This window comes from Rhodococcus qingshengii JCM 15477 (assembly GCF_023221595.1).
Lineage (GTDB): Bacteria > Actinomycetota > Actinomycetes > Mycobacteriales > Mycobacteriaceae > Rhodococcus_F > Rhodococcus_F qingshengii.
Map to the genome: position 1 here is coordinate 1,722,416 of NZ_CP096563.1, position 25,322 is coordinate 1,747,737.

Consider the following 25,322-nt stretch of genomic DNA (forward strand, 5'->3'; position numbering starts at 1 on the left):
CGAAGAGGGTAGTCAGAGTTCCGGTCGATCCAAGACTCGCAACCAAGATCCGTCGGGCTGGCGGCGCGCGACCTGCGTGCGCCCGCCGGTTCCGTCGGATGGTTTGGTCGAGGTCATTGCCAGGTCGCCGCTGATCACCGTCGGTAGAGATTCCTCGACGGTGAATCTCGGTGCTGCGGCGAGCATCTGAGAGATCACCTCGCGGATGGCTTGGCGGCCCACGGTGAGGGATCCGGGCGGGAAGGCCATCACCGCATCCTCCTCGTAGAGTGCGGCGACGGCGTCTGCGTCACCAGCGTTGGCGAACTGCACAAAAAGCTTCGCGATGTCTTCCGGGGTTCCGGCCTTCTGAACGTCATCTGTTGTTGTCATGCTTCCATCGTTCTACCGCACCGGCGATAAGTCCAAGATCTAGTTTGTCTCGCAGCTAGAATCAACAGTTATGGAACTTCGGCAGCTCGAATACTTTGTCACGGTAGTGGAGGAAGCCAACTTCACTCGCGCCGCCGAGCGGCTTCACGTAGCCCAACCGGGTGTGAGTGCGCAGGTCAAACGGCTGGAACGTGAGTTGGGGCAGGAATTGCTCGATCGTAGTGGTCGAACCGTTTGTCTGACCGACGCCGGGCGAGCTGTCCTCCCGCACGCCTACGCTGCACTCGCTTCCGTTCAGAGCACCCGCGACGCTGTCGATGCCTTGAACGGACTGGTTCGGGGTTCCGTTTCGGTCGGGATGGTTACCGCCTGCGCTTCCGCCGACCTCACAGATCTGCTCAGTCGGTTGCACAACAAACACCCCGGACTGGACATTTCGCTGGCCGAGGACGATTCGCGCAGTTTGCTTGCCGGAGTGTTGGACGGAACCTTCGACATAGCCGTCATCGGGGTGGCGGGCAAGCTGCCGGAAGGGCTCGAATCGAGGGTGATCACCGACGAACGACTGGTGGCCGGAGTGGCGGCGGATCATCCGCTGGCCGAGGTGTCGTCTCTGCCGTTTGCCGAACTCGCGACGCAATCGGTCATCTGTCTGCCGGAGGGAACCGGCATCAGAACGTGTCTGGACTTCGCGTGCGCCGCAGCCGGCACCAAGCCGACGGTTGCGCTCGAGGCAAGCAACCTCGGCATCATCGTTTCATTGGCAGCGCAGGGGCTGGGAATGGCCGTGCTTCCGGAGTCGACAGTGGGGGAGTTGCATCGGATCGATCTCGAACCGGAAGCACGATCTCGGCTGGAATTGGTCTGGCGTTCGTCGGGCGGCAAGAATCCGGCGGCCTCTGCTCTCATCGATCTTGCGAGAGCTGTTCCCGCCGAGTGAGTTCGGCCTGCGCCCGATCCAATCCGCCGTGCTCGAGAGCGGCCAACCGTGACCTGTCCTTCCAGACGATGGTGCCGCGCCGGCGGACGATGACCGACATGGTTCCACCGAGATGCTCGAGCGCTCCTGGCACGTTTCGACGCTCGGCAGGTATCGGAACAGGAAGGATGTGTGCGTCGGCGATGGGCGCGGTCCCGTCGATGTCGACGCTCCACTTCCGGCTGTAGCCGCGAAGAGTCCAGCGATCGTCGGACACCGTCGTCTCCACCTGTGACGTCAGCGGATTACCCAGCCGCAATACCGTTCCGTCCGGTAGCGCGGCAACGACGGCGGTGACTTCGGTGCGCAGAGGTCCGGCGCTGACCTGTCCGCCGGCAAACGCCACGCAGGCTCGAGGATCGGTGAACCCCTGTGCCTGTCCCCACCACCAGGATTCCGGGAATCCTCCCTTTCCCCAGTTCTTCTCGCCGTACACCTGCGCTCCGGTGAGATCCCAGCTCTGCCCGTCGATGACGGCGCTTCCCTCGACCCGGCCGCCGAGCAGCCACGGATGCCAGTACTGATTGAGTGCGGGAATTGATTGGAAGTAACTCGATCCCCCGAAGCGGCGGTGCGGCCAGAATCGCTGACTACTGATCCGCACGTCGAGATGACTGTCGCCGAAATCGACCTGGAGTCGATCGGCATTGCCGCGGAAAGCGTTGTCGGCGTAGGCCCCCAGGATACGGGGATCGGCCGATCCGCTCGGGTGCTCAGCAGTACGGAGGAATCCGCCTGGATGTGCCGCGAGACCGAGCGTCGACCAGTTGCCGCCGTCGGACTTGTTGATTCCGGCGAGCGCGATCACCACCCGCCCGCTGTCTGGCATCGTGAATCGCCAGAAGTAACCCTCCATCGCAACGTCATGGGAGGCAAGCAGATTGCCGTACGGCAGGGTGGCACCCGAAGCGCGGTACGCGGGAAGCTTCACGATCCCAGTACTGCCTGTGATGCGGTGACCTGAGCGACGAGGCGGCCCTCGTCGTCGCGGATCTCGGTCACGACCGCGATGGTGCTGCGTCCCGCGTGCAATGGACGGGCAGTTGCGGTGACCGTGCCTTTACGAACCCCGCGGGTGAACACGGTCGACGAACTGGTGGTGGACGTACTTGCGCCGGGCGGCAGATTGAGGAATGCACAGACGGCGCCGACGCTGTCTGCCAGCGTCATCAAGGCGCCGCCGTGCATTCCGTTGCCGGCGGTGGTGCGGTGGCTGTCCCAATCCAGATGGCCGACAACCTGTTCGGGTGCCGCGCTGTCCAACTGAATTCCGGTGTGAACTGCAAAAGGCATGCTCGCGACAAGTTGTTCGAGGTCCATGCCTACCGATGTTAACGAGCCGCCGAAACCTCCGTCGGGACTTCGGTTTATCGAGGGCGGTGACTCACAGGGGCAGGGCGGTTTCCGACAGCCCTTCCGGCGCGTTGCGACGACGGAACCACTCGGTGCCGAATGCCGCGGCGAGCTGCTCCGTCGGCATTTCGAGGAACGGGCCGAAATCGCCGACCTGCGTTGCGTGCGCGTACATGGCCGCGCGCTTGGACGAGATCACCGAACTGACATCGACCGCGGTGGTGAGTTGGTCAGCCGGAAGCCCGAACGATTCGATGTCCGGCGGCTGCGCCTCCTCGGTCCACTCGGGGTTGGCCTGCATCAGCATCTTCATGTGATCGCGGTTGGTGGACGCCTCGTAGACGAACGGCGTGCCCGCGAGTTCTGCAGCACGAACGCCGACGTGGTGGACCTGGATGTGATCCGGGTGGCCGTATCCGCCGTTGGGGTCGTAGATGGTCAGGACATCGGCGTTCTCTTCACGAAGAACCTCGGCCAGACGCTCGGCGGCCTTCTCGACGTCGACGTTGCAGAACGCTTCCGGATTCTCGTTCTCGGGCGTACCCACCATCCCCGAATCCGGGTAGTGCAGGGACACGACGCGACTGGCACCCAACGCGTCGGTGGACGCCTCGAGCTCACGGCTGCGGCGCTGAGCCAACGTCTCGTATTCGTCCAACAGTCCGTCGGGGAATTCACCGAGAGCACCGTCGGTAGCGGTGACGACTACGACGCGGTGACCTGCGTCGGCGGCCATTCTCATCACGCCGCCCGTAGTGAAAACTTCGTCATCGGGATGGGCGTGGAAACACACCAGGACACTCATTCGCGCAATCGTAAGGCAAGTTACCGACAGGTCAACCCGAGCGCACAGTGAAAACGATTTGTCGAGTCGGCCTCGGCTCTGTGAACCTTGTTCAGTGCACGAGAAGCTGACATGAGCGAATCCACCAACAAAGGCCTGCTGAGCGCCTACCGCGAGATATTCTCGGCCCCGGGGTCGGTCGCCTTCTCGGCCGCCGGATTTGTCGCAAGGCTGCCGATGGCGATGATCGGCATCGGAATCGTGACGATGATCTCGCAACTTCGTGGTGACTACGCGCTCGCCGGCGCGCTCGCCGCGGTTTTTGCGCTCTCGTCGGCGATCATCGCGCCCGCGGTCTCGCGTGCGGTCGACCGCTTCGGACAGCGAGCGGTCCTGCCGATTGCCGCAGCCGTGAGCGTCACCGCGATCGGGGCGCTCCTGCTCGCAGTCCGGATGGAAGCTCCCGACTGGCTGCTGTTCGTGCTGATTGTGCCTGGCGGCGCCACGCCGACGATCGGGGCGATGATTCGCGCCCGATGGGTCGCGATCTACGTCGGAAAACCTCAGATGCGCACCGCCTTCGCCTTCGAATCGGTGGTGGACGAGCTCTGCTTCGTGGCGGGCCCGGTCATCTCGGTAGGTCTGAGCATCGGGCTCTTCCCCGAGGCTGGACCACTGGCAGGGTTGATCCTGCTGGTCACCGGAACCCTGCTGCTGGTCATACAGCGCAGAACCGAACCGAAGGTGCATCCGCGTCGACCCGGCCGCGGACGATCGGTTCTCGGTAACCACGTGATGTGGATCGTCATCGTGATCATGGTGATGCTCGGAACGATCTTCGGCGTCATCGACGTCGGCGCCATCGCGTTCACCAAGGAACAGAATTCGCCGGGGTCGGCGACGCTGGTCCTCGCGCTGTTCGCCGGCGGTTCGGGAATCGCGGGACTGATCTTCGGGTCGATGCACCCGGCGCGATCGCTGCGCGGGCAGTTGATGATCGCGTCCTCGGCGGTCGCCGTTCTCAGCGTCCCGCTTCTGTTGGTCGGAAACGTGGCCGCACTTGCGGGTGCCTACGTGCTGGCGGGCGCGACCATCGCACCGACGCTCATCATCGCGACAGCCCTGGTCGAACAGATCGTCCCGCCGGAAAAGCTCACCGAGGGAATGACCCTGACGGTTACCGGCCTCGGCGTCGGCGTGGCGCTCGGGTCTGCGCTGGCCGGACAGCTGATCGATCGCTACGGCGTCCCGTCGGCCTACATGCTCGCCGTCGGCGCCGCAGTCGCAGCCTCTATCGTGACGGCATGTCTATTCGTGAAGCCGTCAGCGTCGACGGCACGTCCATCGTCTATCGAGTAACCGGAAATTCGGCGGGGACCCCGCTGGTGTTGCTGCACGGCTGGGCTCAGTCCTCGCAGTGCTGGGGCGAGCAGGTCCTCGCGGACCTGGCTGCGGACTACCGCCTGATCGCTGTCGATCTGCGCGGCCACGGTTACTCCGATGCTCCCGAAACCGGATACGACGATTCCGCGAACTGGGCCGGCGACGTCGCGGCTGTTCTCGCGGCAGAAGGCGTCACCGAGAACGCGATCCTGCTCGGCTGGTCGTACGGCGGTCTGGTGATCTGCGATTACCTGGCAGCGCACGGCACCGGCGCGGTGGCGGGTGCGGTTCTGGTCGGGGCGATCACCAGCATCGGGCGCGGCGAAAAAGGTGGCAAGGTCGGCTCCGCGATGCGTAGCGCAGTTCCCGGCGCGATGTCCGAAGATCCCCGCGAGGCGATCCGTGCACTCGGCGCCTTCGGCAATGCTCTCACCGGCCCACCCGAGGGCAAGGGTGCAGCGTCGCAGGCCTTGTTCGGGTACAGCCTCTCGACGCGTCCGCGGGTGCGCGCAGCACTGTTCAACCGTGCTGTCGGTCACGACGACTTGCTCCGCAACCTGGATATCCCCGTTCTCGTTCTGCACGGAACCGAGGACTCCGTCGTCGACGTGAGCGCAGGTAAGCACGCCGAGGAACTGATTCCCAAGTCCCAGGCGTCGTACTGGGAAGGCTGCAATCACGGCCCGTTCGTGGAGGATCCGACACGATTCGTGTCCGAAGTGCGAACCTTCATCTCGAGCCTCGGTTAGAGTTCGCGCCCGGTGAGGGGGCAGTATGGAGTCGTGACGCCCATGCACATTTCGCGCCCTCGCCGGGTGGCCGTTCTCTCGGTCCACACCTCGCCATTGGCGCAACCCGGCACCGGTGACGCGGGTGGGATGAACGTCTACGTTCTGCAATCCGCCATTCAGCTCGCCAAACGTGGCGTCGAGGTGGAGATATTCACCCGCGCGACGTCCTCGGCCGACGCACCTGTGGTGGACGCCGCTCCCGGAGTGCGGGTTCGGAACATTGCTGCTGGTCCCTTCGAAGGGCTGGACAAGGCGGATCTGCCGACTCAACTGTGTGCCTTCGTCGCAGGAGTTCTGCGGGAGGAAGCGCGCCACGAGCCCGGGTACTACAGCCTGATTCACTCGCACTACTGGTTGTCCGGTCAGGTCGGCTGGCTGGCCCGCGACCGCTGGGGCGTGCCCCTCGTACACACCGCCCACACCCTCGCGGCGGTGAAGAATCTTTCGCTTGCCGAGGGAGACACCCCGGAGCCGGCAGCACGTCAGATCGGCGAGCAGCAAGTAGTCGCCGAGTCCGATCGCCTGGTCGCCAACACCACCGACGAAGCCAAGGCGCTGCACGAGTTGTACGGCGCAGATCCCACGCGTATCGACGTCGTGGCTCCCGGCGCCGATCTCACCCGCTACCGACCGGGCGATCGCGATTCCGCCCGCGCGTCGTTGGGGTTGGACCCGGGCGAGGTCGTCGTGACTTTCGTCGGCCGGATCCAACCTCTGAAAGCGCCGGACGTTCTGCTGCGTGCTGCCGCCGAAGTGATCAGCCGTCGCCCCGAGTTGCCGTTGCGCATCCTCGTCGTCGGCGGGCCGTCGGGAACTGGCCTCGCGCGGCCGGACGTGCTGATCGAACTGGCACGCTCACTCGGCATCACAGCGCAGGTGACGTTCTTGCCGCCGCAGGCTCCGGAGCGTCTCGCCGATGTCTACCGTGCCTCGGATCTGGTTGCGGTGCCGAGCTATTCGGAGTCCTTCGGATTGGTCGCCATCGAAGCTCAAGCCTGCGGAACTCCCGTGATCGCCGCCGACGTCGGCGGACTGGGAGTAGCCGTACGCAACGGGGAGACAGGCCTGCTGGTTCAAGGACACCGCACCGAAGACTGGGCCGGCGCCCTCGAATCCTTGGTGACAGCACCGACGCGCTTGGCCGAACTCGCCGCGCAGGCACCGCGTCACGCCGAAAATTTCTCGTGGGAACACACCGCGGACGGTTTGCTCGAGAGCTATCGCAAAGCCGCAGTCAACTACAACAACGGAACCGGTCCCAGCGACTTCTCGCCCCGCCGTGCGCGGGGTCTGTGGCGTCTGCGCCGGACCGGGGGAGTGCGTACATGAGCAGCATTTCGGACACCATCGAGCAGGCCCTCACCGAGCGTGAACTCGACTTCACCAGAAAAGACGACGCGCATTTCATCGTCGAACTTCCCGGTGAACACAAACTCAAGACGTCGACTCTGCTCACCGTCGGCAATCACGGTGTGCGGGTCGAGGCCTTCGTGTGCCGCAAGGTGGACGAGAACTTCGAAGGCGTCTACAAGTTCCTGCTCAAGCGCAACCGCCGTCTGTACGGGGTGGCGTACACACTCGACAAGGTCGGGGACATCTACCTGGTCGGCAAGATCGCGGAGCATGCCGTGACCGGCGATGAACTCGACCGAGTGCTCGGTCAGGTTCTCGAAGCCGCCGACGGCGATTTCAACGTCATCCTCGAACTCGGCTTCTCCTCGTCCATCAAGCGTGAGTGGGCGTGGCGGGTGTCGCGAGGTGAGTCGCTGGCGAATCTCGAACCGTTCAAGCACCTCATCGAGGAAGAGCCCGCGCAGAGCTGATCGAGCGGGGTGAGACACATCGCGGATGTGTCACGTAAAGTGGCCTTTACTTGTGACTGTCGTCACGGAATAATACTGTTCCCGTGAGTCACAGTAAGTTGGTCACACCACCCCGCCGCGCAACTTTTCGAGGAGCACAGTGAGCTTCAAGAGTCCGTTCCCCGACGTTGAAATCCCCAACCTCAGCGTCTACGACTTCCTGTTCGGAAACACCGACCCCGCAGACCTCGACAAGACGGCCTTCGTCGAGGGCAGTTCGGGCGCAGTCACCACATACGCTTCGCTGATCGCACAGATCAACGGCGTTGCAGGCGCTCTCGCAGCGCGCGGACTCGCCGTCGGCGACGTGGTCGGGCTGCATTCGCCCAACGTCCCGGCCTTCGGTTCCGTCTTCCACGGCATCCTTCGTGCCGGTGGCGTCGCGACCACGATCAACGCGCTCTACACCGCCGAGGACATCGCCAAGCAGCTCACCGATTCCAAGGCCAAGTTCCTCTTCACCGTCTCGCCGCTCCTGCCGCAGGCAAAGGCCGCTGCTGATCAGGTCGGTATCCCCGCTGAGAACGTCTTCGTGCTCGACGGGGCCGAAGGCCACCTCTCGCTGCGAGATCTGCTCGGCGAGGGCGCAGCGGCGCCCGAGATCTCCTTCGACCCGGCCACCCAACTCGCGGTGCTGCCGTACTCCTCGGGCACCACCGGCCGACCCAAGGGGGTCATGCTCACCCATCGGAACCTCGTGGCCAACGTCTGCCAGATCATTCCGCGGATGGGCATCGAGACCGACGACAAGATTCTCGCGGTCCTGCCGTTCTTCCACATCTACGGCATGACTGTCCTGCTCAACGCTGCGCTCTACCGCCGCGCGAGCCTCATCACGATGCCGAAGTTCGATCTCGTCGAGTTCCTGCGGATCGTCGCCGAGCAGAAGTCGACGTACATCTTCGTCGCACCGCCCGTTGCCGTCGCGCTGGCCAAGCACCCGCTCGTCGACCAGTACGACCTCTCGAGCGTGCACACCATCTTCTCCGGTGCGGCCCCGCTCGACGCGGCGCTCGGCAAGGCCGTCGCCGACCGGTTGAACTGCCACGTCCGCCAGGGCTACGGCATGTCCGAGATGAGCCCGGTCTCGCACGCGATCCCGTTCGACCGCGACGACATCGCGCTCGACACCTGCGGTCCGACCATCGCCAACATGGAATGCAAGCTCGTCGACCCCGGAACGGGCGAAGAGGTCGCGTACCCGCCTCTCGGCTCGGACGGCGTCAGCGAGCCCGGCGAACTGTGGTGCAAGGGCCCGAACATCATGCTCGGCTACCTCGGCAACGACCAGGCCACCAAGGACACCCTCGACGACGACGGTTACCTGCACACCGGTGACATCGCGACCGTCGACGGCGACGGCGTCGTCAAGATCGTCGACCGCCTCAAGGAACTGATCAAGTACAAGGGCTACCAGGTTCCCCCGGCGGAACTCGAGGCCTTGCTGCTGACCCACCCGCAGATCGCCGACGCCGCAGTGATCGGCGTGCTCGACGCCGAGGGCGAAGAGGTTCCGAAGGCATTCGTGGTGCTCCAGGACGGCGCCGAGTTGACCGAAGCCGACGTGATCTCGTTCGTCGCCGAGCGCGTCTCGCCGCACAAGAAGGTTCGCCAGGTTTCGTTCATCAGCACCGTGCCGAAATCCGCGGCCGGAAAGATCCTCCGCAAGGATCTGCGAACTGCGGAAGTAGCCCCGAGCTGATTTCCGGACAGGGTTGATCAAGAAGGGTTCCGGTACTCGTGCCAGGATGAACGCCATGAGTATCGGAACCCTGGTCCTGCTCCGCCACGGCGAGAGCGAATGGAATGCACTCAATCTGTTCACCGGCTGGGTGGACGTACACCTGACAGACAAGGGCATGGCCGAGGGCAAGCGCGCCGGCGAACTGCTCGCCGAGCACAACCTGTTGCCCGACGTTCTCTACACGTCTCTGCTGCGCCGCGCGATCAGCACCGCAAACCTCGCGCTCGACGCCGCCGATCGCCACTGGATCCCCGTGGTCCGCGACTGGCGCCTCAACGAGCGTCACTACGGCGCTCTGCAGGGCAAGAACAAGGCGCAGACCAAGGAAGAGTACGGAAACGAGCAGTTCATGCTCTGGCGTCGTAGCTACGACACCCCGCCGCCCGCCATCGAAGCCGGCAGCGAGTACAGCCAGGACACCGATCCCCGGTACGCGAACCTCGACGAGGTTCCCTTGACCGAGTGCCTGCTCGACGTCGTCAAGCGTCTGATCCCGTACTGGGAGGACACCATCTCCCAGGAGCTGCTCGCCGGTCGGAACGTGCTGGTCACCGCGCACGGCAACTCGCTGCGTGCGTTGGTCAAGCACCTCGACGGCATCTCGGACGAGGACATCGCGGGCCTGAACATCCCGACCGGAATCCCGCTGCGTTACGACCTCGACGAGAACCTGAAGCCGCTCAATCCCGGCGGCACCTACCTGGATCCGGAGGCCGCAGCTGCCGGCGCCGCCGCGGTGGCGAATCAGGGCGGAAAGTAGCAACCCGATGATGTGCGTCGAGGCCCCCCGAACAGTGATTTCGGGGGGCCTCGGCCAACAGCAGATGAACGACGAACCAACGCCGTCCACCTGGCGGATTACACGGGTGGGAACGTCCGAACCCGCCGTAACCGACTCTTCGCGCGAACGTACGATTGCGCCGTGAGTGTCGTGATTGCAGTGCTGCTGGTCGTGGTCGCCGGCTTGGTCGGCTACCTCGTCGGCGGGGTGCTGGTACCCAGGCTGTCGTCGCGCCAGAGTCAGCGCTCGGACGAACAGACCGGGCTCACGATGTCCCAGGTTCTCGACCTCATCGTGTTGGCTTCGGAAAGCGGTATCGCCGTCGTCGACGGTTTTCACGACGTCGTGCTCTTCAATCCTCGCGCCGAGGAACTCGGTCTCGTCAAGAATCGTCTGGTCGACGAGCGAGCTTGGCGGGCTGCTCAGGAAGTTCTGCGGACGGGTCAACCCGTCGAGGTCGATCTGACGGCGCAGACCGCTCAGCGGGGCCGCGACAAGATCGCGGTACGTGGCACGGCCCGGTTGCTCAGCAAGGACGATCGCAACTTCGTGGTCCTGTTCGCCGACGACGATTCCGAGCAGGTCCGCATGGAGGCGACCCGACGCGATTTCGTCGCGAACGTCAGCCACGAACTCAAGACGCCGGTCGGTGCGATGAGCCTGCTCGCGGAGGCGCTGCTCGAGTCCGCTGACGACCCGGAATCGGTGCGCCACTTCGGCGAACGGGTGCTCGGTGAGTCGATTCGTCTGGGCAAGATGGTCACCGAGTTGATCGCACTCTCGCGTCTGCAAGGTGCCGAGAAGCTGCCGGATCTCGACGTGGTCGACGTCGACACCGTGGTGTCCGAAGCACTGTCGAGGTCGAATCTGTCGGCCGAGGCCGCCGGGATCACGGTCACCACCGACCATCCGAGTGGGCTGGAAGTGCTCGGGGATCAGACTCTCCTCGTCACGGCATTGTCCAACCTCATCGAGAACGCTATTGCGTACTCGCCCAAGGGTTCTCCGGTGTCCGTCAGTCGTTCGGTGCGCGGCGACAATGTCGCGATCGCAGTCACCGACCGAGGAGAAGGCATCGCGAAAGCGGACCAGGAGCGAGTGTTCGAGAGATTCTTCCGCGTGGACAAGGCGCGGTCACGGCAGACCGGTGGAACCGGTCTGGGGCTGGCGATCGTCAAACACGTCGCGGCCAATCACAACGGCTCCATCGAACTGTGGAGCAAACCGGGTACAGGGTCTACCTTCACGTTGCAGATACCGGCACACGTGGAGTCGGACGACGACATCGACTCTGACGACGCGGGAACCGCCGGTTCCACGCGGATCGGCAGACGAGAACAAGGCAGTAGAGAAAACGGCATGGAGGCCAAACGATGACGAGTGTGCTGATCGTGGAGGACGAGGAGTCCTTGGCGGACCCGCTGGCGTTCCTGCTCCGCAAGGAGGGCTTCGAGACCACCATCGTCAACGACGGACCGTCGGCGTTGGCGGAATTCGATCGCTCCGGAGCGGACATCGTCCTGCTCGACCTCATGCTGCCCGGCATGAGTGGCACGGACGTCTGCAAGGCGCTGCGGTCGCGCTCCGGCGTTCCCGTCATCATGGTGACGGCGCGTGACAGTGAGATCGACAAGGTTGTCGGCCTGGAACTCGGTGCGGACGACTATGTGACCAAACCGTATTCGGCGCGCGAGCTGATCGCTCGCATCCGTGCGGTGCTGCGCCGCGGGGTGGAGAACGAGGCGGACCTCGCCTCCGACAACGGGGTGCTCGAGGCCGGACCGGTACGGATGGACGTCGAGCGCCACGTCGTGCAGGTCGCGGGTAACCCGGTGACGTTGCCGCTCAAGGAGTTCGACCTCCTCGAGTACCTGCTCCGCAACTCCGGTCGGGTGCTGACCCGCGGACAGTTGATCGACCGCGTCTGGGGCGCCGACTACGTCGGTGACACCAAAACCCTTGACGTACACGTGAAGCGGTTGCGTTCGAAGATCGAATCGGATCCGGCCAAGCCGGAACATCTGGTCACGGTCCGTGGGTTGGGTTACAAGCTCGAAGCGTGATCGAACCTCGTCGAGAAGAAATGTCGAGGAGGAAATGTCGAGAAGAATTCAGCCGCTCACACGATCGTGTGAGCGGCTGAATTCTTTTTGTTCAGGCTGAGTCAGCCCTGAGCTTTGTTCTGAGCGATCGTGGTCGCCGGATGGACTGCGATGAGGCCGAGGCCCGCGCGACGCCTGCAGAGGCGAGCCAGCTCGTCGTACGCGCGCTTTCCGAGAAGCTCCGTCAACTCGGGCCCGTAGGACTGCCAGACCTGCCGCTCCCCGACATGAGCGTCGGGGGAGCCGGAGCAGTACCAGGCGAGGTCGTCGCCGCCCTCACCCCAGCCTCGGCGGTCGTACTCGGTGATCGTGGTCTTGAGGATCTGGACGCCGTCCGGCCGGTCGACCCAGTCCTGGGTGCGGCGGATCGGTAGCTGCCAGCACACGTCCGGCTTCACCTCGAGCGGCTCGATGCCCTTCTTGAGCGCCATGGAATGCAGAGCGCAGCCCTCGCCTCCGGCAAAACCCGGCCGGTTGAGGAAGATGCACGCTCCTTTGTAGCGGCGGGTGCGCAGCGCGGGCTCGTCCTCGAGGTCGTCTTCTTCGACGTAGCCCTTCTTGCCGAGACCCTTTTCCATGAACTGCCAGTCTTCGGCTGTGAGCATTTTCACTGACGCATCGAGCTTGTCCTGATCTTCCTGATCGGAGAGGAAAGCGCCGTGCGAGCAGCAACCGTCGTCCGGGCGGTCTCCGATGATGCCCTGACACGCCGGCGTGCCGAACACGCAGGTCCAATGCGAGAGCAACCACGTCATATCAGCGGAAATGAGGTGTTCGGAGTTATCCGGATCGACAAATTCGACCCATTCGCGCGGGAAATCGAGATCGACCTCGGGGCTCGGAGTCATCTTGTGGGACCGGTCTGGGTTACCTGCTGTCACAAGGGCCGACCGTAGACCCAGTAACGTGGCGATGTGCGACTAGGGGTACTCGACGTCGGAAGCAATACCGTCCATCTATTGGTTGTGGACGCCCATCGGGGCGGCCACCCAACACCCATGAGCTCGACCAAGTCCACGTTGAGGCTGGCAGAAAACACTGACGACCGCGGCGATATCACCACGTCAGGAGCCGATCGGTTGGTCTCGACGGTTTCCGAATTCGCCGGTATCGCCAAGACGTCCGGGTGCGAGGAAATGATGGCTTTTGCCACTTCCGCGGTCCGTGACGCCAACAATTCCGAAGCCGTACTCGCCCGCGTCCGCGCCGAGACCGGAGTCAACCTCGAGGTTCTGTCCGGGGTCGACGAAGCCCGCTTGACCTTTCTGGCCGTGCGCCGCTGGTACGGCTGGAGCGCCGGACGCATCCTGAACCTGGACATCGGCGGCGGCTCGCTCGAACTCACCGCAGGTGGTGACGAGGATCCGGACGTCGCCTTCTCACTGCAACTCGGTGCCGGACGGTTGACGCGCGACTGGCTACAGGCTGATCCGCCGGGCAAGCGCCGGGTCGCTGTATTGCGCGACTGGCTGGACGCGGAGTTGGTCGGACCAGCCAAGGAACTGCGCGCCGCCGGCGACTGGGACCGCACGGTCGGGACTTCGAAGACCTTCCGATCGTTGGCTCGGCTCACCGGCGCGGCCCCTTCTGCCGCAGGCCCCCGGGCAAAACGGACCCTGACTTCCAGCGGACTCAGGCAACTCATAGCCTTCATATCCAGGATGACGGCAGCGGACCGTGCAGAATTGGAAGGAGTGAGCTCGGATCGGTCACAGCAGATTGTGGCCGGCGCGCTCATCGCAGAGGCAACCATGCGGGCGCTCGGAGTGGACGAACTGGAAATTTGTCCCTGGGCACTGCGTGAGGGTCTGATTCTGCGAAAGCTCGACACAGAAATGGGCGGTGAATTGGTGGTGAGTGCTTGATGACCGAGGACAGTCAGCAGATTTCCGTAGCGGAACTGCTCAAGCGGAACGGTCAGAGCGTCGAATCCCGAGGTGGACGACGCCGGCGCGGCGTAGCCGGTGGCATCTCCGTCGCCGAACTGACGGGTGAGATCCCGATCGTTCGCCAGTCGGGATCGCGCGCGGCCGCCGAGCCCGAGTCCGACGAACCAGCAGCCCAGCCTGAAGCCGCTGCGCCGGAAACCGCTGCGCCGGAGAACTCTGCACCTTCAGCGCCGGCCGAGGCTGTCGCGGAAACCGCCAAGTCAGTCGAACCGGCACCGAAGGTTCCCGCCGATCGCACCGCAGCCTTCGCCGTCTCGTTCGACGACGACGATGACGATGACGAGCCGCAGGCACCCAAGGGTGAGTCGAAGCCGGTTGCTGCGCCGCCGGTCACCACTCCGAAGCCGACTTCCACACGTTCGCCGGGACAGACCTCGAAGTCCTCGCCCGGGCAGTGGGTGAGCCGGGCACCGCTCAACTCCTCGTCACCGACGCAGGTAACGCAGGAACCAGCCCTGCTGTCGGGTCAGACCCTGGCGGGCGACCTGATGCGTCAGGAGCGCGCCGCAACGCAGTCGCCGTCGTTGCGTCCGCCGATCCTGCCGCCGCGTGTCCCCACTCCCGTCGCCAAGGCACCTGCACAGACCGCTCCCGCTCCGGCCGCGCCGGAAGAGAGCACCGAACTGATCGACAAGATTGCAGACGCGGATGCCGGCGAGGCCGAATCCACCGCCGTGGTCGATCTGGTCAAGGCGCCGGCTGTCGATGACGGTGCAAAAAAGACCAGTGCCGCCGCGGAGTCCGATGTCGAAGCCGAACCGGCAGCGGAAGAGGCAGGCGAGCGTAACTCGATCCGTGAATGGGCAGTGCTTGCCGGTCAGGTGGTTGTTGCACTGATCGTCGGCGGCGCGATGTTCAAGGGCTTCGAGAAGCTGTGGGACATGCTGCCGTGGGTGGCGTTGGTGCTCGCGCTGATCGTGATCGTCGGCCTGGTTGCTGTCGTGCGGGTTCTGCGGAAGACGGACGACATCACGAGTTTCGTGATCGCGGTGGTCGTCGGCATGATCGTGACGCTCGGTCCACTGGCGTTCTTGTTGACCTCGGGTTGATCGGACGATGATCGGGGGATCGCAGCGCATGATTCGTCGGCCGATAGCCGTCGGCCTGTCGACGGCTTCGGTATATCCGGAGAACACGGAAGCAGCATTTCGCTACGCCGCTGATCTCGGATACGACGGTGTCGAACTGATGGTGTGGGCCGAATCCGTGAGTCAGGACATCGGTGCTGTTGCCGCCCTCGTTCGCAAGTACGCCATTCCGGTGCAGGCGGTGCATGCGCCGTGTCTGCTGATTTCGCAGCGCGTGTGGGGTTCCGATCCGGTCGAGAAGCTCGAGCGTTCGGTGCGCACCGCCGAAACCTTGGGAGCGACGACGGTGGTCGTCCACCCGCCGTTCCGGTGGCAGCGCAAGTACGCCGAAGGCTTCGCGGAACAGGTTGTCGAACTCGAATCGAAGAGCAGCGTCGTTGTGGCGGTGGAGAACATGTTCCCCATGCGCGCCGACAGCTTCTTCGGCGGCAAGGACAAGTCCGCGGAGCGTCTGCGTAAACGTGGCGGTCCAGGGGCAGCGTTGTCCGCGTTCAGTCCGTCGTACGACCCGACCGATTCCGATCATGCTCACTACACACTCGACCTGTCGCACACCGCGACGGCGGGCATGGATGCCCTGGAGTTGGCCTCCCGTATGGGCAAGGGGCTCGAGCACCTGCACCTGGCCGACGGTCGCGGGGCGTCGATGGACGAGCACCTGATTCCGGGGCATGGCTCACAGCCGTGCGCGGAGTTGTGTCAGCAATTGGCTGCGAGCGAATTCAGCGGCCAGGCAGTCATCGAGATCAACACACAGAACGCGCGCACCCGGCGGGAGCGGTCGTCGATGCTGGCGCAGGCGCTCGCGTTTGCACGCGAGCACCTGGCACGCTCAGCGGTGGCCGGCAAGTAGCGCAGCTTCGAACTGCGCGCGCACCTTCTCGACGTGTGCGTCGAGGTCTTTGGTCTCCCAGCCTTCGGTCGAGATGGGATCGAGCACCGAGACATAGACCGGGCCTGGATGGGCGACAAGCGAATTGCGCCACATCCGTTCACCCGCGTTGTGAATCACCACGGGCACGATCGGCACACCGGCTTGGATCGCCAAGTGGAATCCACCCTTCTTGAAAGGGCCCAGACGTGGCGTCGGAGAACGGGTGCCCTCCGGAGCTATGACTATCGAGACACCATTCTTCAGCTTGTCGACTGCCGGTTGCAGTGCAGCCTTCGCCTTCGTGGTGTCGGTGCGGTCGATGTAGGCGACGTCGAGCAGTGCACCGACGGGCATGAACCGCGGATCGCTTGCCGCTTCCTTCTTCGCGACGCCGGTCACGTCACGCTTGATCACGGTGCCCAGGACCAACATGTCCAGGGAACTCTGATGGTTGAACATGAACACCGCCGGGCGGTGATCCCACACGTTGTGCTCGCCGTCGATCTCGACGTCGATGCCCAGCAGTGAGAGCGAGATGTCGGGGCCGTACGTGCCGACCAGGTTCGCACCCAGTTGACGGTTCCCGGTGACAATGCCTGCCGACGCACCGAGGGCGGCGGTGGCAGCAAGCGCGCCCATGGCCGTCGCCGTTCGGATCGTGGAGATCGGTGTTGCGCCTCGTTGCGGTTTACGCAGGCTGACCGAAGGCCAGTGATTGCGCAACGCGATCTTGGCCAGACCACGATCGGGATTCAACGCGACAGGTCGACCGACGGCCTCGAGCATGAAGACGTCTTCGACACCGTTGGAGTACGCAAACGCGTTCTTCAGATCGGCGCCCATCTTCTCGGCATAGCCTGCAAGGGCATTGGCCTTGGCCGGCCCCCACAGTGCGGGCGAAGACAGTTCGCCGGTGAGCATGCCGTCGACGACTTCGGGTTCGGTGCACAGCACGTCTTCGATGTCGAGATCTTCGGCGACGTACTTGGCCTGGAACGGAGTCGCCGACGTAGCCATCACGATCGTGTGGCCGGCTCGCCGGTGTGCCGCCAGTAGCCCGCGGGCTTCCGGGTAGATCATCGCGGCGATTTCCTGCTTGAACAGCCGTCGGCCCCAGTCGTTCAGTTCCTCGACGGTACGGCCGCCCAAGGCTCGAACGCCGATGTCCATGAGTGCTCCGACGTCAGCACCGCGGAATTGGGTGTCGATCGCGGCACCGGTGGTGCGCAAGAGTTCGCCGACGCTGATATCCAAGCGTCGCAGGCGGTCTCGGTACACAACGCTGGCCGAGTACCCGCTGATCAAGGTGCCGTCGAGGTCGAAGGCGGCGATCGTTCCGGGCCCGGGCGGGGCGGCTTCGATGGCGGAGTGCAGACGCTCGAGTCCGGTCACAGTCCTACTTCCTCGTTCGCGGCGGGCGCTCGGTTTGCTTCTGGAATGGTCACTACCGCAGCGGCGTCCGGTACCGGCATCGCCACCTGATCGAGTCGTGCATGCGCGAGTGCGCGAAGGTGACGCAGGCGCTCGACCTGAACCTTGATCTCGGCAGCGAATGCCAGGCGCCGGGCCCGGACTCCGTCGTCGTCGACTTCGATCAAGTTACGGTTGCGCGCCAAATTCAGTGCGGTGGCGAACAACTCACCGGAGACGGATTCGTTGCTGGCGATCTGCTGCCGCAGTCGACGCTGATGTGCGACGTCGATGCAGTTGCTGATGAACGACTTTTCGTCGAACGATGTCGAAATCGGCGCGAGCACAAGCTGATCGGCGACAACCTGGTACGCCTCGAGGAACGGTTGGAGCACGCGGTGCGCGAGGTACGGGCGAACCGTCTCGATCATGTGCTCGGTTCGTTTGTCGTCGGCCATGACGGTTTCCCACTCGGGGTCGATCAGCGTCAGCTCGGTCCGCATCTCCTGCTCGAACGTGTCCCGGTCACTGAAGAAGAACTCGAATTTCAACAAATCTCGGATGCGCTTGGCCTCTGCCCACCCGTCCCCGATGGGGTCCTCGAACCGCTCTTCGACGGCTGCCTGAAGTACGAGTTCGGTGATGGCACGCACGACAAGAAAGTGAATCGTGTTGTTGCGGTAGAAGGCAGCGACAAGATGCTGGTCCTTGCCGAGGTAGAAGACCTGCTCGCCGCCCCGATCGAAGCGCTCGAGCACCCCGGAATCGACGTGTGTCTGCAATGCCTTCTCGATGACACGCGGATCGGACAGTTCGACGTCGCCGGCGATCGGAAGATTTCGCGCGGTGATGTAGCCGAACAGCGGCGTGAGAATCGCGGTGAGTTCACGAACTGTCAACGCCCGGTCTTCGATTCCGAGGAACGCCAACATCGCCAGTGAAGACACGGTCACCGGGGTGACCTCGTTGATGCGGTGACACACCTCGATGCCGGCCTTCTGAATGGCGAGGCGCTGATCGGTTTCCTGGCTGAGTGCGTCCGCGAGTGAGAGCGGCCGGCCGATGGTCACGTGCGCGACACCGTTGCGTTTTCCCTGGGCGCGTACGTAACCCACCATCCAGCGCAGGCCTTCCGGTGTCTTCTCGGCGCCGAGCGCCTCGGCAGCCATGGCCCCGACCTCGTAGAGTTGGTCGTAGCTCAGCGCAACCGGGACGAGGTACACGTCGGACGCTCCGCTGACCTGAAATGCCTTGGTCAGGTAGGTCAGGAGACCGAAGCGCGGCGGGCGTAGTTTCCCGGTACGTCCGCGTCCACCTTCGATGTACCACTCCAGATTGAAGCGCTTGGTCAGCAGATAGCGCATGTACTCGTGCATCGACCACTTGTAGACCTCGTCGTTGCCGATGCTTCGACGAATGAAGACGGTGCCGCTGCGCTTGAGGATCGAGCCCATGGGCCAGAAACTGATGTTGAGGCCGCCCATGACGTGATTGAGCGGCAAGCCGTTCGCGATCAACGCCGGACGCAGGACGAGGGGATCGAGGTACGAACGGTGACTGGGGAGGAAGACCAGTGAGTGTTCCTTGTTCAGCTCACGGAGTTCCTCGAAGCGGCTCGTGTCCACGTCCAGCTTGTAGGCGCGAGCGAAGTAGCGGCCCAGGCGATCCCACACCGCGATGGCTTGGCGACTCTGGGTGGCAACCATTTCTTCGAGAGCTTCACGTGCGCGGCGATCGACTTCGGCGACGGCGATGTTCAACCGGTCGGCCAAAGCCATGACCTCGGTGGCGAATCGGCGGGTGTCGGTGATCTCGTCGACGACGAACCGTGACACCTTGTACTGGCCACCCAGTAGGCCCAATTCGGCTCGTTCGAGTGCCAGAGCGGCCTGCCGTCGGATGAACTCCGGTAGCGAACCGCCACCGCTCTTTTCGAGGCGACGCTCGAGATCGCTCAGTGGTGCGGGTTCACCTTCGATGACCTGGCACCGAGAGGGGTCGGTGCGCAGGGTTCTGCGTTGTGCACCGCGTCCGGGGTGGAGAGGATCGCGTGGTGCCAGCGCATCACGTAGTCGCACCGCGACGTTGTGCTTGGTATGGGTGTCCGGAATCCACACCACGCGAAGCGGTGCGAGCATCGGGTCGTCGGTCCGTGCCGCCAGTTCTGCCAGGGTCTTGTCGGTGATGTTGACGGTGACCGGCCGAGTTTCGGATGAGCTTGCCTTGTCGGCAAGCCACTTTCGCAGCACGCCGGCTTCGGCCTCTGTCATGGTTTCGGTGAGGTACACGCGCGGGTTGGTCGTGTTCTCGCTCATGACTCACGCACCTTCCGTTGTGACTCCGAGAGCGACGATCTCGTCCAGGCTCTCCTGCAAGCACTGCATCAGCAGCGCGGGTTTTGTGATCGCAGCGGTGTCGAGATTGATTCCGATACAGCACACCCCGACGTGGGAGACCAGTGTCGCCATTGCCGCGCAACCGGGCGCCGGGCCGAACGGGAACATCCGCTCGATCTTCGCTCCGGCGAGATAGACCGGTACCGGTACGCCGGCGACGTTGCTGGCCTGCAGGTCCAGTCCTGTCGACTGGGACAGATACCAGTTCGCGAGTAGATAGTTCGGCAGGCGAGCGAGGATCGGGGCGGCGACGTCGATAGCGTCCAACGCCGGTTCCTCACGCAGACTCAGAACGATCTCTCGCACCTGCCTGATGCGTTTGGCCGGATCCGTTTCGGAGACCGGGCCGTTGAAGCGAACGGCTGCAAACCGGTTGCCGCCGTTGGCGTCTGCGCCCGTACGCATGCTGATCGGCATACCCATCGGAATGCTGTCGACGGATTGTCCGAAGGCTTCGTGGTAGCGATGGAAGCCGCCGAGCAAAGCGGCGACGTACGCGTCGTTGAGTGAGCCGCCGGCAGCTTTTGCTCCGGCCTTGAGCTCGGGAACACCCACTTCGAGAGTTCCGAACCACCGTCCGAGACCACGATCGTGGAGCAGAGGGGAACCGGAACGAGCTGGGGGAGTGACGATCTTGCGGAGTGAATTGGCGTAACCGAGGACCTCGGAAGCTGTCGTGATCGGACTCGAGATTGCCGTGGTCGCAACATTGGTGGCACCGCGGACCAGCTTGGCGATACGCGAGGGCGCACGCCGGATCTCGCTGACGACCTCCTCGCCGAAGGCGCCCACCGATGACAGATGCTCAGGAGCAGGCGGTGTGCGGTCGGGCTTGTTCGGAGTGGGGTCCGGGCGTCTGCTGTGCAGGAGCGTCATCATCTGGATGCCGCCCATGCCGTCGGTGATGGAGTGGTGAGTCTTGACCACGAACACGGCGCGACCGTCGTCGAGACCTTCGATGAGCAGCGCGCTCCACGGCGGTCGAGCCTTGTCGAATGGTTCCGTCGCAAGGTGACGACACATGCGCAGTGCGTGATCGAAGTCCGCCGGTGCAGGTAAGCGGACGCGTCGTAGGTGGTAGCCGATGTCGAACTCGGGATCGACGGACCACACCGGATTGCCCAGCTGCATTGCCGGTTCCACTGCTCGCATACGAATACGCGGAACCACGTGCGATGCCCACTCGACTGCGTCGAGAAGTCGATCCCAGTCCGGGGCACGATCGAGAACCTCCACCGCAACGATCGGTGAGCGCAGTTGCGGCTGCGCCTCTTCCATCCGCCACATTCCAGTCTCGAAGTCGGACATCGTGCGGTTCGCCCCCCAGGCGACCGCGGAAAGGTCGACGTCGACCGCGCTAGGAGGAACAAATGGATTGCTGTTGGCCATACGTCAAGAACTCCCTCGGTCTGCGGATCCACCCCGCGCATCTCTGCTTCTAAGTGTGGACCCGCGACCGTGGGCGCGTCCCGGTTTCGGTGTCAGCCGACAGGTGTGACGTTCGTCAGTTAAGGGCTAATCGGACATGCCGGGAAGTTCAGTGCTCAAGAAGTGACGCCGACGGCTTTCAGGGCTATCTCGCGGTAGAGAACACTGACTTCGCGCGGAGTCTGCGGTCCGTCGAGTCGATACCAGAGGACGACGGACTGACACATTCCCAGTAGCGCACGGCCCGTTCCGGTGATGTCCGGGACCGTGAACTCACCGCTCTCGACGCCTGCCGTCAGTACGTCGACGAGTAGGTTCTCGAGCTTCTTTCGCTTGGCGGCGTAGCTCTTTCGTTCCGCGTCCTCGAGGTATCGCAGTTCGGAATCGAGGAAGGCTATGTCGGAGCGACTGGTCATGTGCAGAACACACGCCTCGACGAGATTGCCGAACTGTGCCGTCGGCGACGGTCCGGCAGCGTCGACCGCAGCGCTCGCGCGTGCGGTGACGTTCTCGATGCCCGGTTCCATCAGCGCGACGAGGATGCCCTGTTTGTTGCCGTGGTGGTAATACAGCGTCGGCACGGTGACACCGGCACGTTTTGCGATGTCACGAACCGACGCTCCGTGGTAACCGAGTTCGTGGAACACCTCGAGTGCGGCGGTGAGCAGGGGAGTCAGCGTCAGTGGTTCCACGATGCGCCACTGTTCGTCGGGCTGAGCCTCCGACTGCAAATCCGTCATTCCGCCTGTTCGCTCCGTTCGGAAATTTCTGGTGGTGTGCGCAAAGAAGGTTCAACCCTAGCGCAAGGCGTGTCCTCCTTACCGATGCTCGGCCCCCATTGGATAGCATCACTATCCAGTAATGGGTCGAGCGAGTTGGACGGAGGAGCGGTGAAGGTTTCCGAACTGGCCGCACAGTCCGGCGTTGCACTGGCCACTATCAAGTACTACCTCCGTGAAGGTCTGCTGATGCCGGGTGAGCCGACCAGCGCAACGGGAGCGAGGTACGGCGAACAGCACGTCCGGCGACTCGCGTTGATCAGGGCCCTGGCCGGGGCGGGACTCGCGATTCCACGGATTCGCGCGGTGCTCGAACTGGTGGACACTGACGAGCGATCCGAATTCGAGACTTTCGGCCGCGCAATCGCGCAACTACCCCCGTACGTCGAACCTGAACCGGATCCAGAGTTCCCCAGAGCTCGCAAGGTTCTGGAGTTTCTCGGTCAGGTTTTCGAGCCGAGGTACGTGGCGGTCGCGCACCTCGAGCGGGCACTGATCGGCCTCGAGGATGCAGGACTGAGTCTCTCGGACGAGCGCCTGCGCGCCTACGGCGACCACATCCGAGGGATTGCCGAAGTGGAAATCGAGCTGATGCCTACCAGTTCGACCGAGGACGGCATTCGCTATGCGGTCCTCGGAACCGCCATGTACGAACCCGTCCTGACAGCTTTGCGACGCCTGGCGCACCAAGATTTGGCCGCACGACATTTCCCGCAACACCGAGAAAGCACCGAACAGGAAAATCGATGAGCACCAGTCCCTTTCAAGATCTCAATCGCCTCACCTCGCTCGGCGACGGGCGATACACCGCAACGATCGATTCGATCTGGACCATCGGGCCGAAAGTGCACGGCGGTTCCATGATGGCTGTGTGCGCCGCGGCCGCGCGTCGATGTCTGCGAGACGGCGCAGGTGAGAACGACTCGCTTCTGAAGATGCAGCCACTCGCGGTGAGCGCCAACTATCTGTCAGCCCCAGATCCGGGTGAAGTCGAACTGGAGGTGATCGTCCGAAAGCAGGGACGCCAGGTCGCGTTGTTCGACGTCGAGTTGAGCCAGGCGGGCCGCAGCGCTGTTCGCGCGGCGGTCACGCTCGGATTCCCCGATGACGGCGACCCCACCTTCGTCACGGCCTCGTCGATCGACGACATGTCACCGGAACCGCCGGAGAGTGCGGTGGCAGTCATCGGCGATCACCCGATGGCGCAGGTCGTGCATGTCGGTCAGGGTTGCGACATGCGAATCGACACCACCTCGGCGCACTTCCTGACCGGCAGCCAAGGCGAGGCCGAGGTCAGGATGTGGGTCCGTCCTCGACCCGAGGACGAAAACGACCTCGACACCGCTGTGCTGTTCGCGATCATGGCGGGTGACATCAGCGCGCCGGTGACGATGAACCGCGGCCTGTTCGGGTGGGCGCCGACCGTGCAGTTGACGACGTACCTGCGCCGCCTGCCGACGCCGGGATGGCTTCGCGTGCGGGCGAGCTCGGATGTTCTGGGCAGCACGTGGTTCGAAGAGGATCATGCTGTTCTCGATTCGACGGGCGCAGTCGTCGTCCAGAGTCGTCAATTGGCGATGATGCCCCGCTAGGGTCGATCGCTGCGGTCGTGGCAGGCTGTTCGCCATGACAAGAATTGCGATTATCGGTGGCGGCAAGATCGGCGAGGCGCTGATCTCCGGGCTGTTGCAGGCCGGCCACGCCATCAAGGATCTGGTCGTCGCCGAGCAATATCAGCCTCGCGCAGACGAATTGATCGCCGAATACTCCATCCGCGTCAGCACGGTCGCCGATGCCGCCGAGGGTGCGGACGTCATCGTCATCGCGGTGAAGCCGAACGACGTCGAGTCAGCGCTCACGGCGTTGACGAAGGTCGATCTGGACGGCGACCTCGAACAATTGATCGTTTCCCTTGCGGCGGGAATCCCCACGGGATTCTTCGAAACGCGTCTGCCCGCAGGGTTCCCGGTCATCCGCGTCATGCCGAACACCCCCATGTTGGTCGGGGAGGGCGTGAGCGTGCTCTCGCCCGGACGGCACGTCAAGGCCGAGCATCTCGAGCTCGTACGCGGCATCCTCGGCAGCGTCGGCAAGGTGGTCACGGTTCCCGAATCGCAGATCGACGCGGTCACGGCTGTCTCCGGTTCCGGCCCGGCCTACTTCTTTCTGGTCGCCGAAGCGATGATCGACGCGGGAGTCGGTCTCGGCCTGACGCGCCCGGTCGCTACCGAATTGGTGGTGCAGACGATGGTCGGTTCCGCAGCGATGCTCGATCGCACCGGCGACAGCGCGACGGATCTTCGCGCCGCGGTGACGTCACCGGGCGGAACGACGGCTGCGGCACTGCGTCAGCTCGAAGCGGGCGGCCTGCGGACGGCGTTCTTCGATGCCTTGGATGCCGCCAAGTCGCGCTCGGCCGCGATGGGTGCAGCTGCGGATTAGTCGTCCGTTTAGCCACACCCGTCGCTTTAACCCCACCAGTGCAGCTAAGCTCGACTTAGTACGTACGTGTCTGTTCCGCCGGAGGGGAAGCCGGCGGCGCGAGTCGTGCTGGAGGTATGTGGATTAATGGTGTCTGCAAACAAGCCGTCCATGGGTTCGTCCCACGACGGAAAGCCGGCAGTGGCCGGCACGCAATTCCTCACTGTTGCTGAGGTAGCAACTTTGATGAGGGTGTCGAAAATGACTGTGTACCGGTTGGTACACAGTGGCGAATTGCCTGCTGTACGAGTGGGCCGTTCGTTCCGTGTACATGCGAAGGCAGTACACGATTACCTCGAAACCTCGTACTTCGATGCCGGCTGACCAGCCGGTTCGAAGAGGATGACCTCGGCGTGAGCCGAGTCGCGGGCACAGCGGTTGCTGTGCCGGAGGCTCGGTTTATGCCGAGTGACTCCACACCGGTACGATGAGTCACTGTCGTACCAGCAAGCTGGTGTCGTAAGGCGCTGAGCTAGTTAAAACGAGGGCCAGGCGCCAATTGCTTGGCGCAGGCGTACGTGACCGGCGTGCGCAGGAACGCTAGAGAAGAACGTGAGGGACACCCGCTATGGGTTCAGTGATCAAGAAGCGTCGCAAGCGCATGTCGAAGAAGAAGCACCGCAAGCTGCTTCGTCGTACCCGAGTACAGCGCAGGAAACTCGGTAAATAAGCAGTACCTGTTGATGCCCGCCACCCCTTCCGGGGTGGCGGGCATCAACATATTCGGGGGGAAGCGATGTGTGCCACGTCTCATTGGCTGGGCGGT

Annotated in this window: 26 protein-coding genes; 17 read left to right on the forward strand and 9 right to left on the reverse strand. The window is 63.7% G+C overall.

Annotation, left to right across the window (positions count from 1 at the left end):
- Window positions 1–12: 12 nt before the first annotated feature.
- Complete coding sequence (locus M0639_RS07970) at window positions 13–372, reverse strand: YybH family protein (RefSeq protein WP_054187841.1); 360 nt, start codon at window positions 370–372, stop codon at window positions 13–15.
- Between the two features lie 70 nt (window positions 373–442).
- Between M0639_RS07970 and M0639_RS07975 the strand changes: the two genes are divergently transcribed.
- Window positions 443–1,312, forward strand: a complete 870-nt coding sequence (locus tag M0639_RS07975) for a LysR family transcriptional regulator (protein WP_029254832.1) — start codon at window positions 443–445, stop codon at window positions 1,310–1,312.
- Here the strand turns inward: M0639_RS07975 and M0639_RS07980 are convergent.
- The 3 genes from M0639_RS07980 to M0639_RS07990 all read right to left on the reverse strand — a co-directional run bounded on the left by M0639_RS07980 (window position 1,278) and on the right by M0639_RS07990 (window position 3,509).
- Window positions 1,278–2,282, reverse strand: a complete 1,005-nt coding sequence (locus M0639_RS07980) for a tocopherol cyclase family protein (RefSeq protein ID WP_064074203.1) — start codon at window positions 2,280–2,282, stop codon at window positions 1,278–1,280. The two genes, M0639_RS07975 and M0639_RS07980, sit on opposite strands and share 35 nt — an antisense overlap.
- Window positions 2,279–2,671, reverse strand: coding sequence for a PaaI family thioesterase (locus M0639_RS07985; protein ID WP_064074202.1), 393 nt, complete (start codon window positions 2,669–2,671; stop codon window positions 2,279–2,281). The genes M0639_RS07980 and M0639_RS07985 overlap by 4 nt, the downstream gene beginning before the upstream one ends.
- 64 nt (window positions 2,672–2,735) lie before the next feature.
- Window positions 2,736–3,509 (reverse strand): PIG-L family deacetylase, encoded by a 774-nt coding sequence (locus M0639_RS07990; RefSeq protein WP_003942001.1) that lies wholly within the window; start codon window positions 3,507–3,509, stop codon window positions 2,736–2,738.
- Between the two features lie 111 nt (window positions 3,510–3,620).
- Between M0639_RS07990 and M0639_RS07995 the strand changes: the two genes are divergently transcribed.
- The 8 genes from M0639_RS07995 to M0639_RS08030 all read left to right on the forward strand — a co-directional run bounded on the left by M0639_RS07995 (window position 3,621) and on the right by M0639_RS08030 (window position 12,112).
- Window positions 3,621–4,847, forward strand: coding sequence for an MFS transporter (locus M0639_RS07995; RefSeq protein ID WP_064074229.1), 1,227 nt, complete (start codon window positions 3,621–3,623; stop codon window positions 4,845–4,847).
- A complete protein-coding gene (locus tag M0639_RS08000) occupies window positions 4,793–5,620 on the forward strand; it encodes an alpha/beta fold hydrolase (protein WP_020906763.1) in 828 nt (275 codons plus the stop codon). The genes M0639_RS07995 and M0639_RS08000 overlap by 55 nt, the downstream gene beginning before the upstream one ends.
- A 42-nt stretch (window positions 5,621–5,662) precedes the next feature.
- On the forward strand, window positions 5,663–6,991 hold the full coding sequence (gene mshA / locus M0639_RS08005) for a D-inositol-3-phosphate glycosyltransferase (RefSeq protein WP_003941843.1): 1,329 nt from the start codon (window positions 5,663–5,665) through the stop codon (window positions 6,989–6,991).
- Complete coding sequence (locus M0639_RS08010; protein ID WP_047268888.1) at window positions 6,988–7,485, forward strand: type III secretion system chaperone family protein; 498 nt, start codon at window positions 6,988–6,990, stop codon at window positions 7,483–7,485. Before mshA ends, M0639_RS08010 begins: the two co-directional genes overlap by 4 nt.
- Before the next feature lie 139 nt (window positions 7,486–7,624).
- Window positions 7,625–9,226 (forward strand): AMP-binding protein, encoded by a 1,602-nt coding sequence (locus M0639_RS08015; RefSeq protein ID WP_064074201.1) that lies wholly within the window; start codon window positions 7,625–7,627, stop codon window positions 9,224–9,226.
- Between the two features lie 46 nt (window positions 9,227–9,272).
- Window positions 9,273–10,028 carry a phosphoglyceromutase gene (locus tag M0639_RS08020; RefSeq protein WP_003941992.1) on the forward strand — a complete coding sequence of 252 codons (756 nt, stop codon included), beginning with the start codon at window positions 9,273–9,275 and terminating at the stop codon, window positions 10,026–10,028.
- Between the two features lie 162 nt (window positions 10,029–10,190).
- A complete protein-coding gene (locus M0639_RS08025) occupies window positions 10,191–11,426 on the forward strand; it encodes a sensor histidine kinase (RefSeq protein ID WP_003941938.1) in 1,236 nt (411 codons plus the stop codon).
- Entirely contained in the window at window positions 11,423–12,112 is a 690-nt protein-coding gene (locus tag M0639_RS08030; protein WP_003942020.1) for a response regulator transcription factor, read from the forward strand. Before M0639_RS08025 ends, M0639_RS08030 begins: the two co-directional genes overlap by 4 nt.
- A 101-nt stretch (window positions 12,113–12,213) precedes the next feature.
- Here the strand turns inward: M0639_RS08030 and M0639_RS08035 are convergent, their stop codons facing one another.
- On the reverse strand, window positions 12,214–12,999 hold the full coding sequence (locus M0639_RS08035; protein ID WP_003941928.1) for a DUF3109 family protein: 786 nt from the start codon (window positions 12,997–12,999) through the stop codon (window positions 12,214–12,216).
- A 66-nt stretch (window positions 13,000–13,065) separates the two neighbouring features.
- Here M0639_RS08035 and M0639_RS08040 point away from each other — a divergent pair, with 66 nt between their 5' ends.
- The 3 genes from M0639_RS08040 to M0639_RS08050 are packed head-to-tail and all read left to right on the forward strand — an operon-like array spanning window position 13,066 to window position 16,041.
- A complete protein-coding gene (locus tag M0639_RS08040; protein ID WP_003941975.1) occupies window positions 13,066–14,016 on the forward strand; it encodes a Ppx/GppA family phosphatase in 951 nt (316 codons plus the stop codon).
- Complete coding sequence (locus M0639_RS08045; RefSeq protein WP_064074200.1) at window positions 14,016–15,149, forward strand: NADH-quinone oxidoreductase subunit E; 1,134 nt, start codon at window positions 14,016–14,018, stop codon at window positions 15,147–15,149. Before M0639_RS08040 ends, M0639_RS08045 begins: the two co-directional genes overlap by 1 nt.
- Window positions 15,150–15,156: 7 nt before the next feature.
- Window positions 15,157–16,041: a sugar phosphate isomerase/epimerase family protein gene (locus M0639_RS08050; protein WP_082893158.1), complete on the forward strand. Its 885-nt coding sequence runs from the start codon at window positions 15,157–15,159 to the stop codon at window positions 16,039–16,041.
- On the opposite strand, the gene M0639_RS08055 is transcribed toward M0639_RS08050, so the two are convergent.
- The 4 genes from M0639_RS08055 to M0639_RS08070 all read right to left on the reverse strand — a co-directional run bounded on the left by M0639_RS08055 (window position 16,021) and on the right by M0639_RS08070 (window position 22,036).
- Window positions 16,021–17,454 (reverse strand): HAD-IB family hydrolase, encoded by a 1,434-nt coding sequence (locus M0639_RS08055; RefSeq protein ID WP_003941905.1) that lies wholly within the window; start codon window positions 17,452–17,454, stop codon window positions 16,021–16,023. The genes M0639_RS08050 and M0639_RS08055 overlap by 21 nt on opposite strands.
- The gene (locus tag M0639_RS08060) at window positions 17,451–19,787 is read right to left on the reverse strand and encodes a glycerol-3-phosphate 1-O-acyltransferase (RefSeq protein WP_007735324.1); all 2,337 of its coding nucleotides are present in this window, start codon (window positions 19,785–19,787) and stop codon (window positions 17,451–17,453) included. Before M0639_RS08060 ends, M0639_RS08055 begins: the two co-directional genes overlap by 4 nt.
- A 3-nt stretch (window positions 19,788–19,790) precedes the next feature.
- A complete protein-coding gene (locus M0639_RS08065) occupies window positions 19,791–21,257 on the reverse strand; it encodes a wax ester/triacylglycerol synthase domain-containing protein (RefSeq protein ID WP_058227475.1) in 1,467 nt (488 codons plus the stop codon).
- Window positions 21,258–21,412: 155 nt separating this feature from the next.
- Window positions 21,413–22,036: a TetR/AcrR family transcriptional regulator gene (locus tag M0639_RS08070; protein ID WP_003942051.1), complete on the reverse strand. Its 624-nt coding sequence runs from the start codon at window positions 22,034–22,036 to the stop codon at window positions 21,413–21,415.
- Window positions 22,037–22,186: 150 nt separating this feature from the next.
- Between M0639_RS08070 and M0639_RS08075 the strand changes: the two genes are divergently transcribed.
- From M0639_RS08075 to M0639_RS08095, 5 genes are all read left to right on the forward strand, one after another.
- Window positions 22,187–22,825 carry a MerR family transcriptional regulator gene (locus M0639_RS08075; protein WP_042453006.1) on the forward strand — a complete coding sequence of 213 codons (639 nt, stop codon included), beginning with the start codon at window positions 22,187–22,189 and terminating at the stop codon, window positions 22,823–22,825.
- Window positions 22,822–23,667, forward strand: coding sequence for a thioesterase family protein (locus M0639_RS08080; protein ID WP_042923249.1), 846 nt, complete (start codon window positions 22,822–22,824; stop codon window positions 23,665–23,667). The genes M0639_RS08075 and M0639_RS08080 overlap by 4 nt, the downstream gene beginning before the upstream one ends.
- Before the next feature lie 34 nt (window positions 23,668–23,701).
- Window positions 23,702–24,517 (forward strand): pyrroline-5-carboxylate reductase, encoded by an 816-nt coding sequence (gene proC, locus M0639_RS08085; RefSeq protein ID WP_003941923.1) that lies wholly within the window; start codon window positions 23,702–23,704, stop codon window positions 24,515–24,517.
- Between the two features lie 126 nt (window positions 24,518–24,643).
- Window positions 24,644–24,880: a helix-turn-helix domain-containing protein gene (locus M0639_RS08090; RefSeq protein WP_003941845.1), complete on the forward strand. Its 237-nt coding sequence runs from the start codon at window positions 24,644–24,646 to the stop codon at window positions 24,878–24,880.
- Window positions 24,881–25,124: 244 nt separating this feature from the next.
- Window positions 25,125–25,226 carry a 30S ribosomal protein bS22 gene (locus M0639_RS08095; protein ID WP_003402602.1) on the forward strand — a complete coding sequence of 34 codons (102 nt, stop codon included), beginning with the start codon at window positions 25,125–25,127 and terminating at the stop codon, window positions 25,224–25,226.
- The last annotated feature ends 96 nt before the right edge of the window (window positions 25,227–25,322 follow it).

Bases quoted from the DNA above. Each gene is read 5' to 3' on its own strand.
- M0639_RS07995 (WP_064074229.1), top strand. From the start codon at position 3,621: ATGAGCGAATCCACCAACAAAGGCCTGCTGAGCGCCTACCGCGAGATA.
- M0639_RS08090 (WP_003941845.1), top strand. From the start codon at position 24,644: ATGGTGTCTGCAAACAAGCCGTCCATGGGTTCGTCCCACGACGGAAAG.
- M0639_RS08095 (WP_003402602.1), top strand. From the start codon at position 25,125: ATGGGTTCAGTGATCAAGAAGCGTCGCAAGCGCATGTCGAAGAAGAAG.
- M0639_RS08065 (WP_058227475.1), bottom strand. From the start codon at position 21,257: ATGGCCAACAGCAATCCATTTGTTCCTCCTAGCGCGGTCGACGTCGAC.
- M0639_RS08060 (WP_007735324.1), bottom strand. From the start codon at position 19,787: ATGAGCGAGAACACGACCAACCCGCGCGTGTACCTCACCGAAACCATG.
- M0639_RS08050 (WP_082893158.1), top strand. From the start codon at position 15,157: ATGATCGGGGGATCGCAGCGCATGATTCGTCGGCCGATAGCCGTCGGC.
- M0639_RS08030 (WP_003942020.1), top strand. From the start codon at position 11,423: ATGACGAGTGTGCTGATCGTGGAGGACGAGGAGTCCTTGGCGGACCCG.
- M0639_RS08080 (WP_042923249.1), top strand. From the start codon at position 22,822: ATGAGCACCAGTCCCTTTCAAGATCTCAATCGCCTCACCTCGCTCGGC.
- M0639_RS08000 (WP_020906763.1), top strand. From the start codon at position 4,793: ATGTCTATTCGTGAAGCCGTCAGCGTCGACGGCACGTCCATCGTCTAT.
- M0639_RS07990 (WP_003942001.1), bottom strand. From the start codon at position 3,509: ATGAGTGTCCTGGTGTGTTTCCACGCCCATCCCGATGACGAAGTTTTC.
- mshA (WP_003941843.1), top strand. From the start codon at position 5,663: ATGCACATTTCGCGCCCTCGCCGGGTGGCCGTTCTCTCGGTCCACACC.
- M0639_RS08070 (WP_003942051.1), bottom strand. From the start codon at position 22,036: ATGACGGATTTGCAGTCGGAGGCTCAGCCCGACGAACAGTGGCGCATC.
- M0639_RS08045 (WP_064074200.1), top strand. From the start codon at position 14,016: ATGACCGAGGACAGTCAGCAGATTTCCGTAGCGGAACTGCTCAAGCGG.
- M0639_RS07975 (WP_029254832.1), top strand. From the start codon at position 443: ATGGAACTTCGGCAGCTCGAATACTTTGTCACGGTAGTGGAGGAAGCC.
- M0639_RS08035 (WP_003941928.1), bottom strand. From the start codon at position 12,999: ATGACTCCGAGCCCCGAGGTCGATCTCGATTTCCCGCGCGAATGGGTC.
- M0639_RS08010 (WP_047268888.1), top strand. From the start codon at position 6,988: ATGAGCAGCATTTCGGACACCATCGAGCAGGCCCTCACCGAGCGTGAA.
- M0639_RS08020 (WP_003941992.1), top strand. From the start codon at position 9,273: ATGAACGCCATGAGTATCGGAACCCTGGTCCTGCTCCGCCACGGCGAG.
- M0639_RS07970 (WP_054187841.1), bottom strand. From the start codon at position 372: ATGACAACAACAGATGACGTTCAGAAGGCCGGAACCCCGGAAGACATC.
- M0639_RS07985 (WP_064074202.1), bottom strand. From the start codon at position 2,671: ATGGACCTCGAACAACTTGTCGCGAGCATGCCTTTTGCAGTTCACACC.
- proC (WP_003941923.1), top strand. From the start codon at position 23,702: ATGACAAGAATTGCGATTATCGGTGGCGGCAAGATCGGCGAGGCGCTG.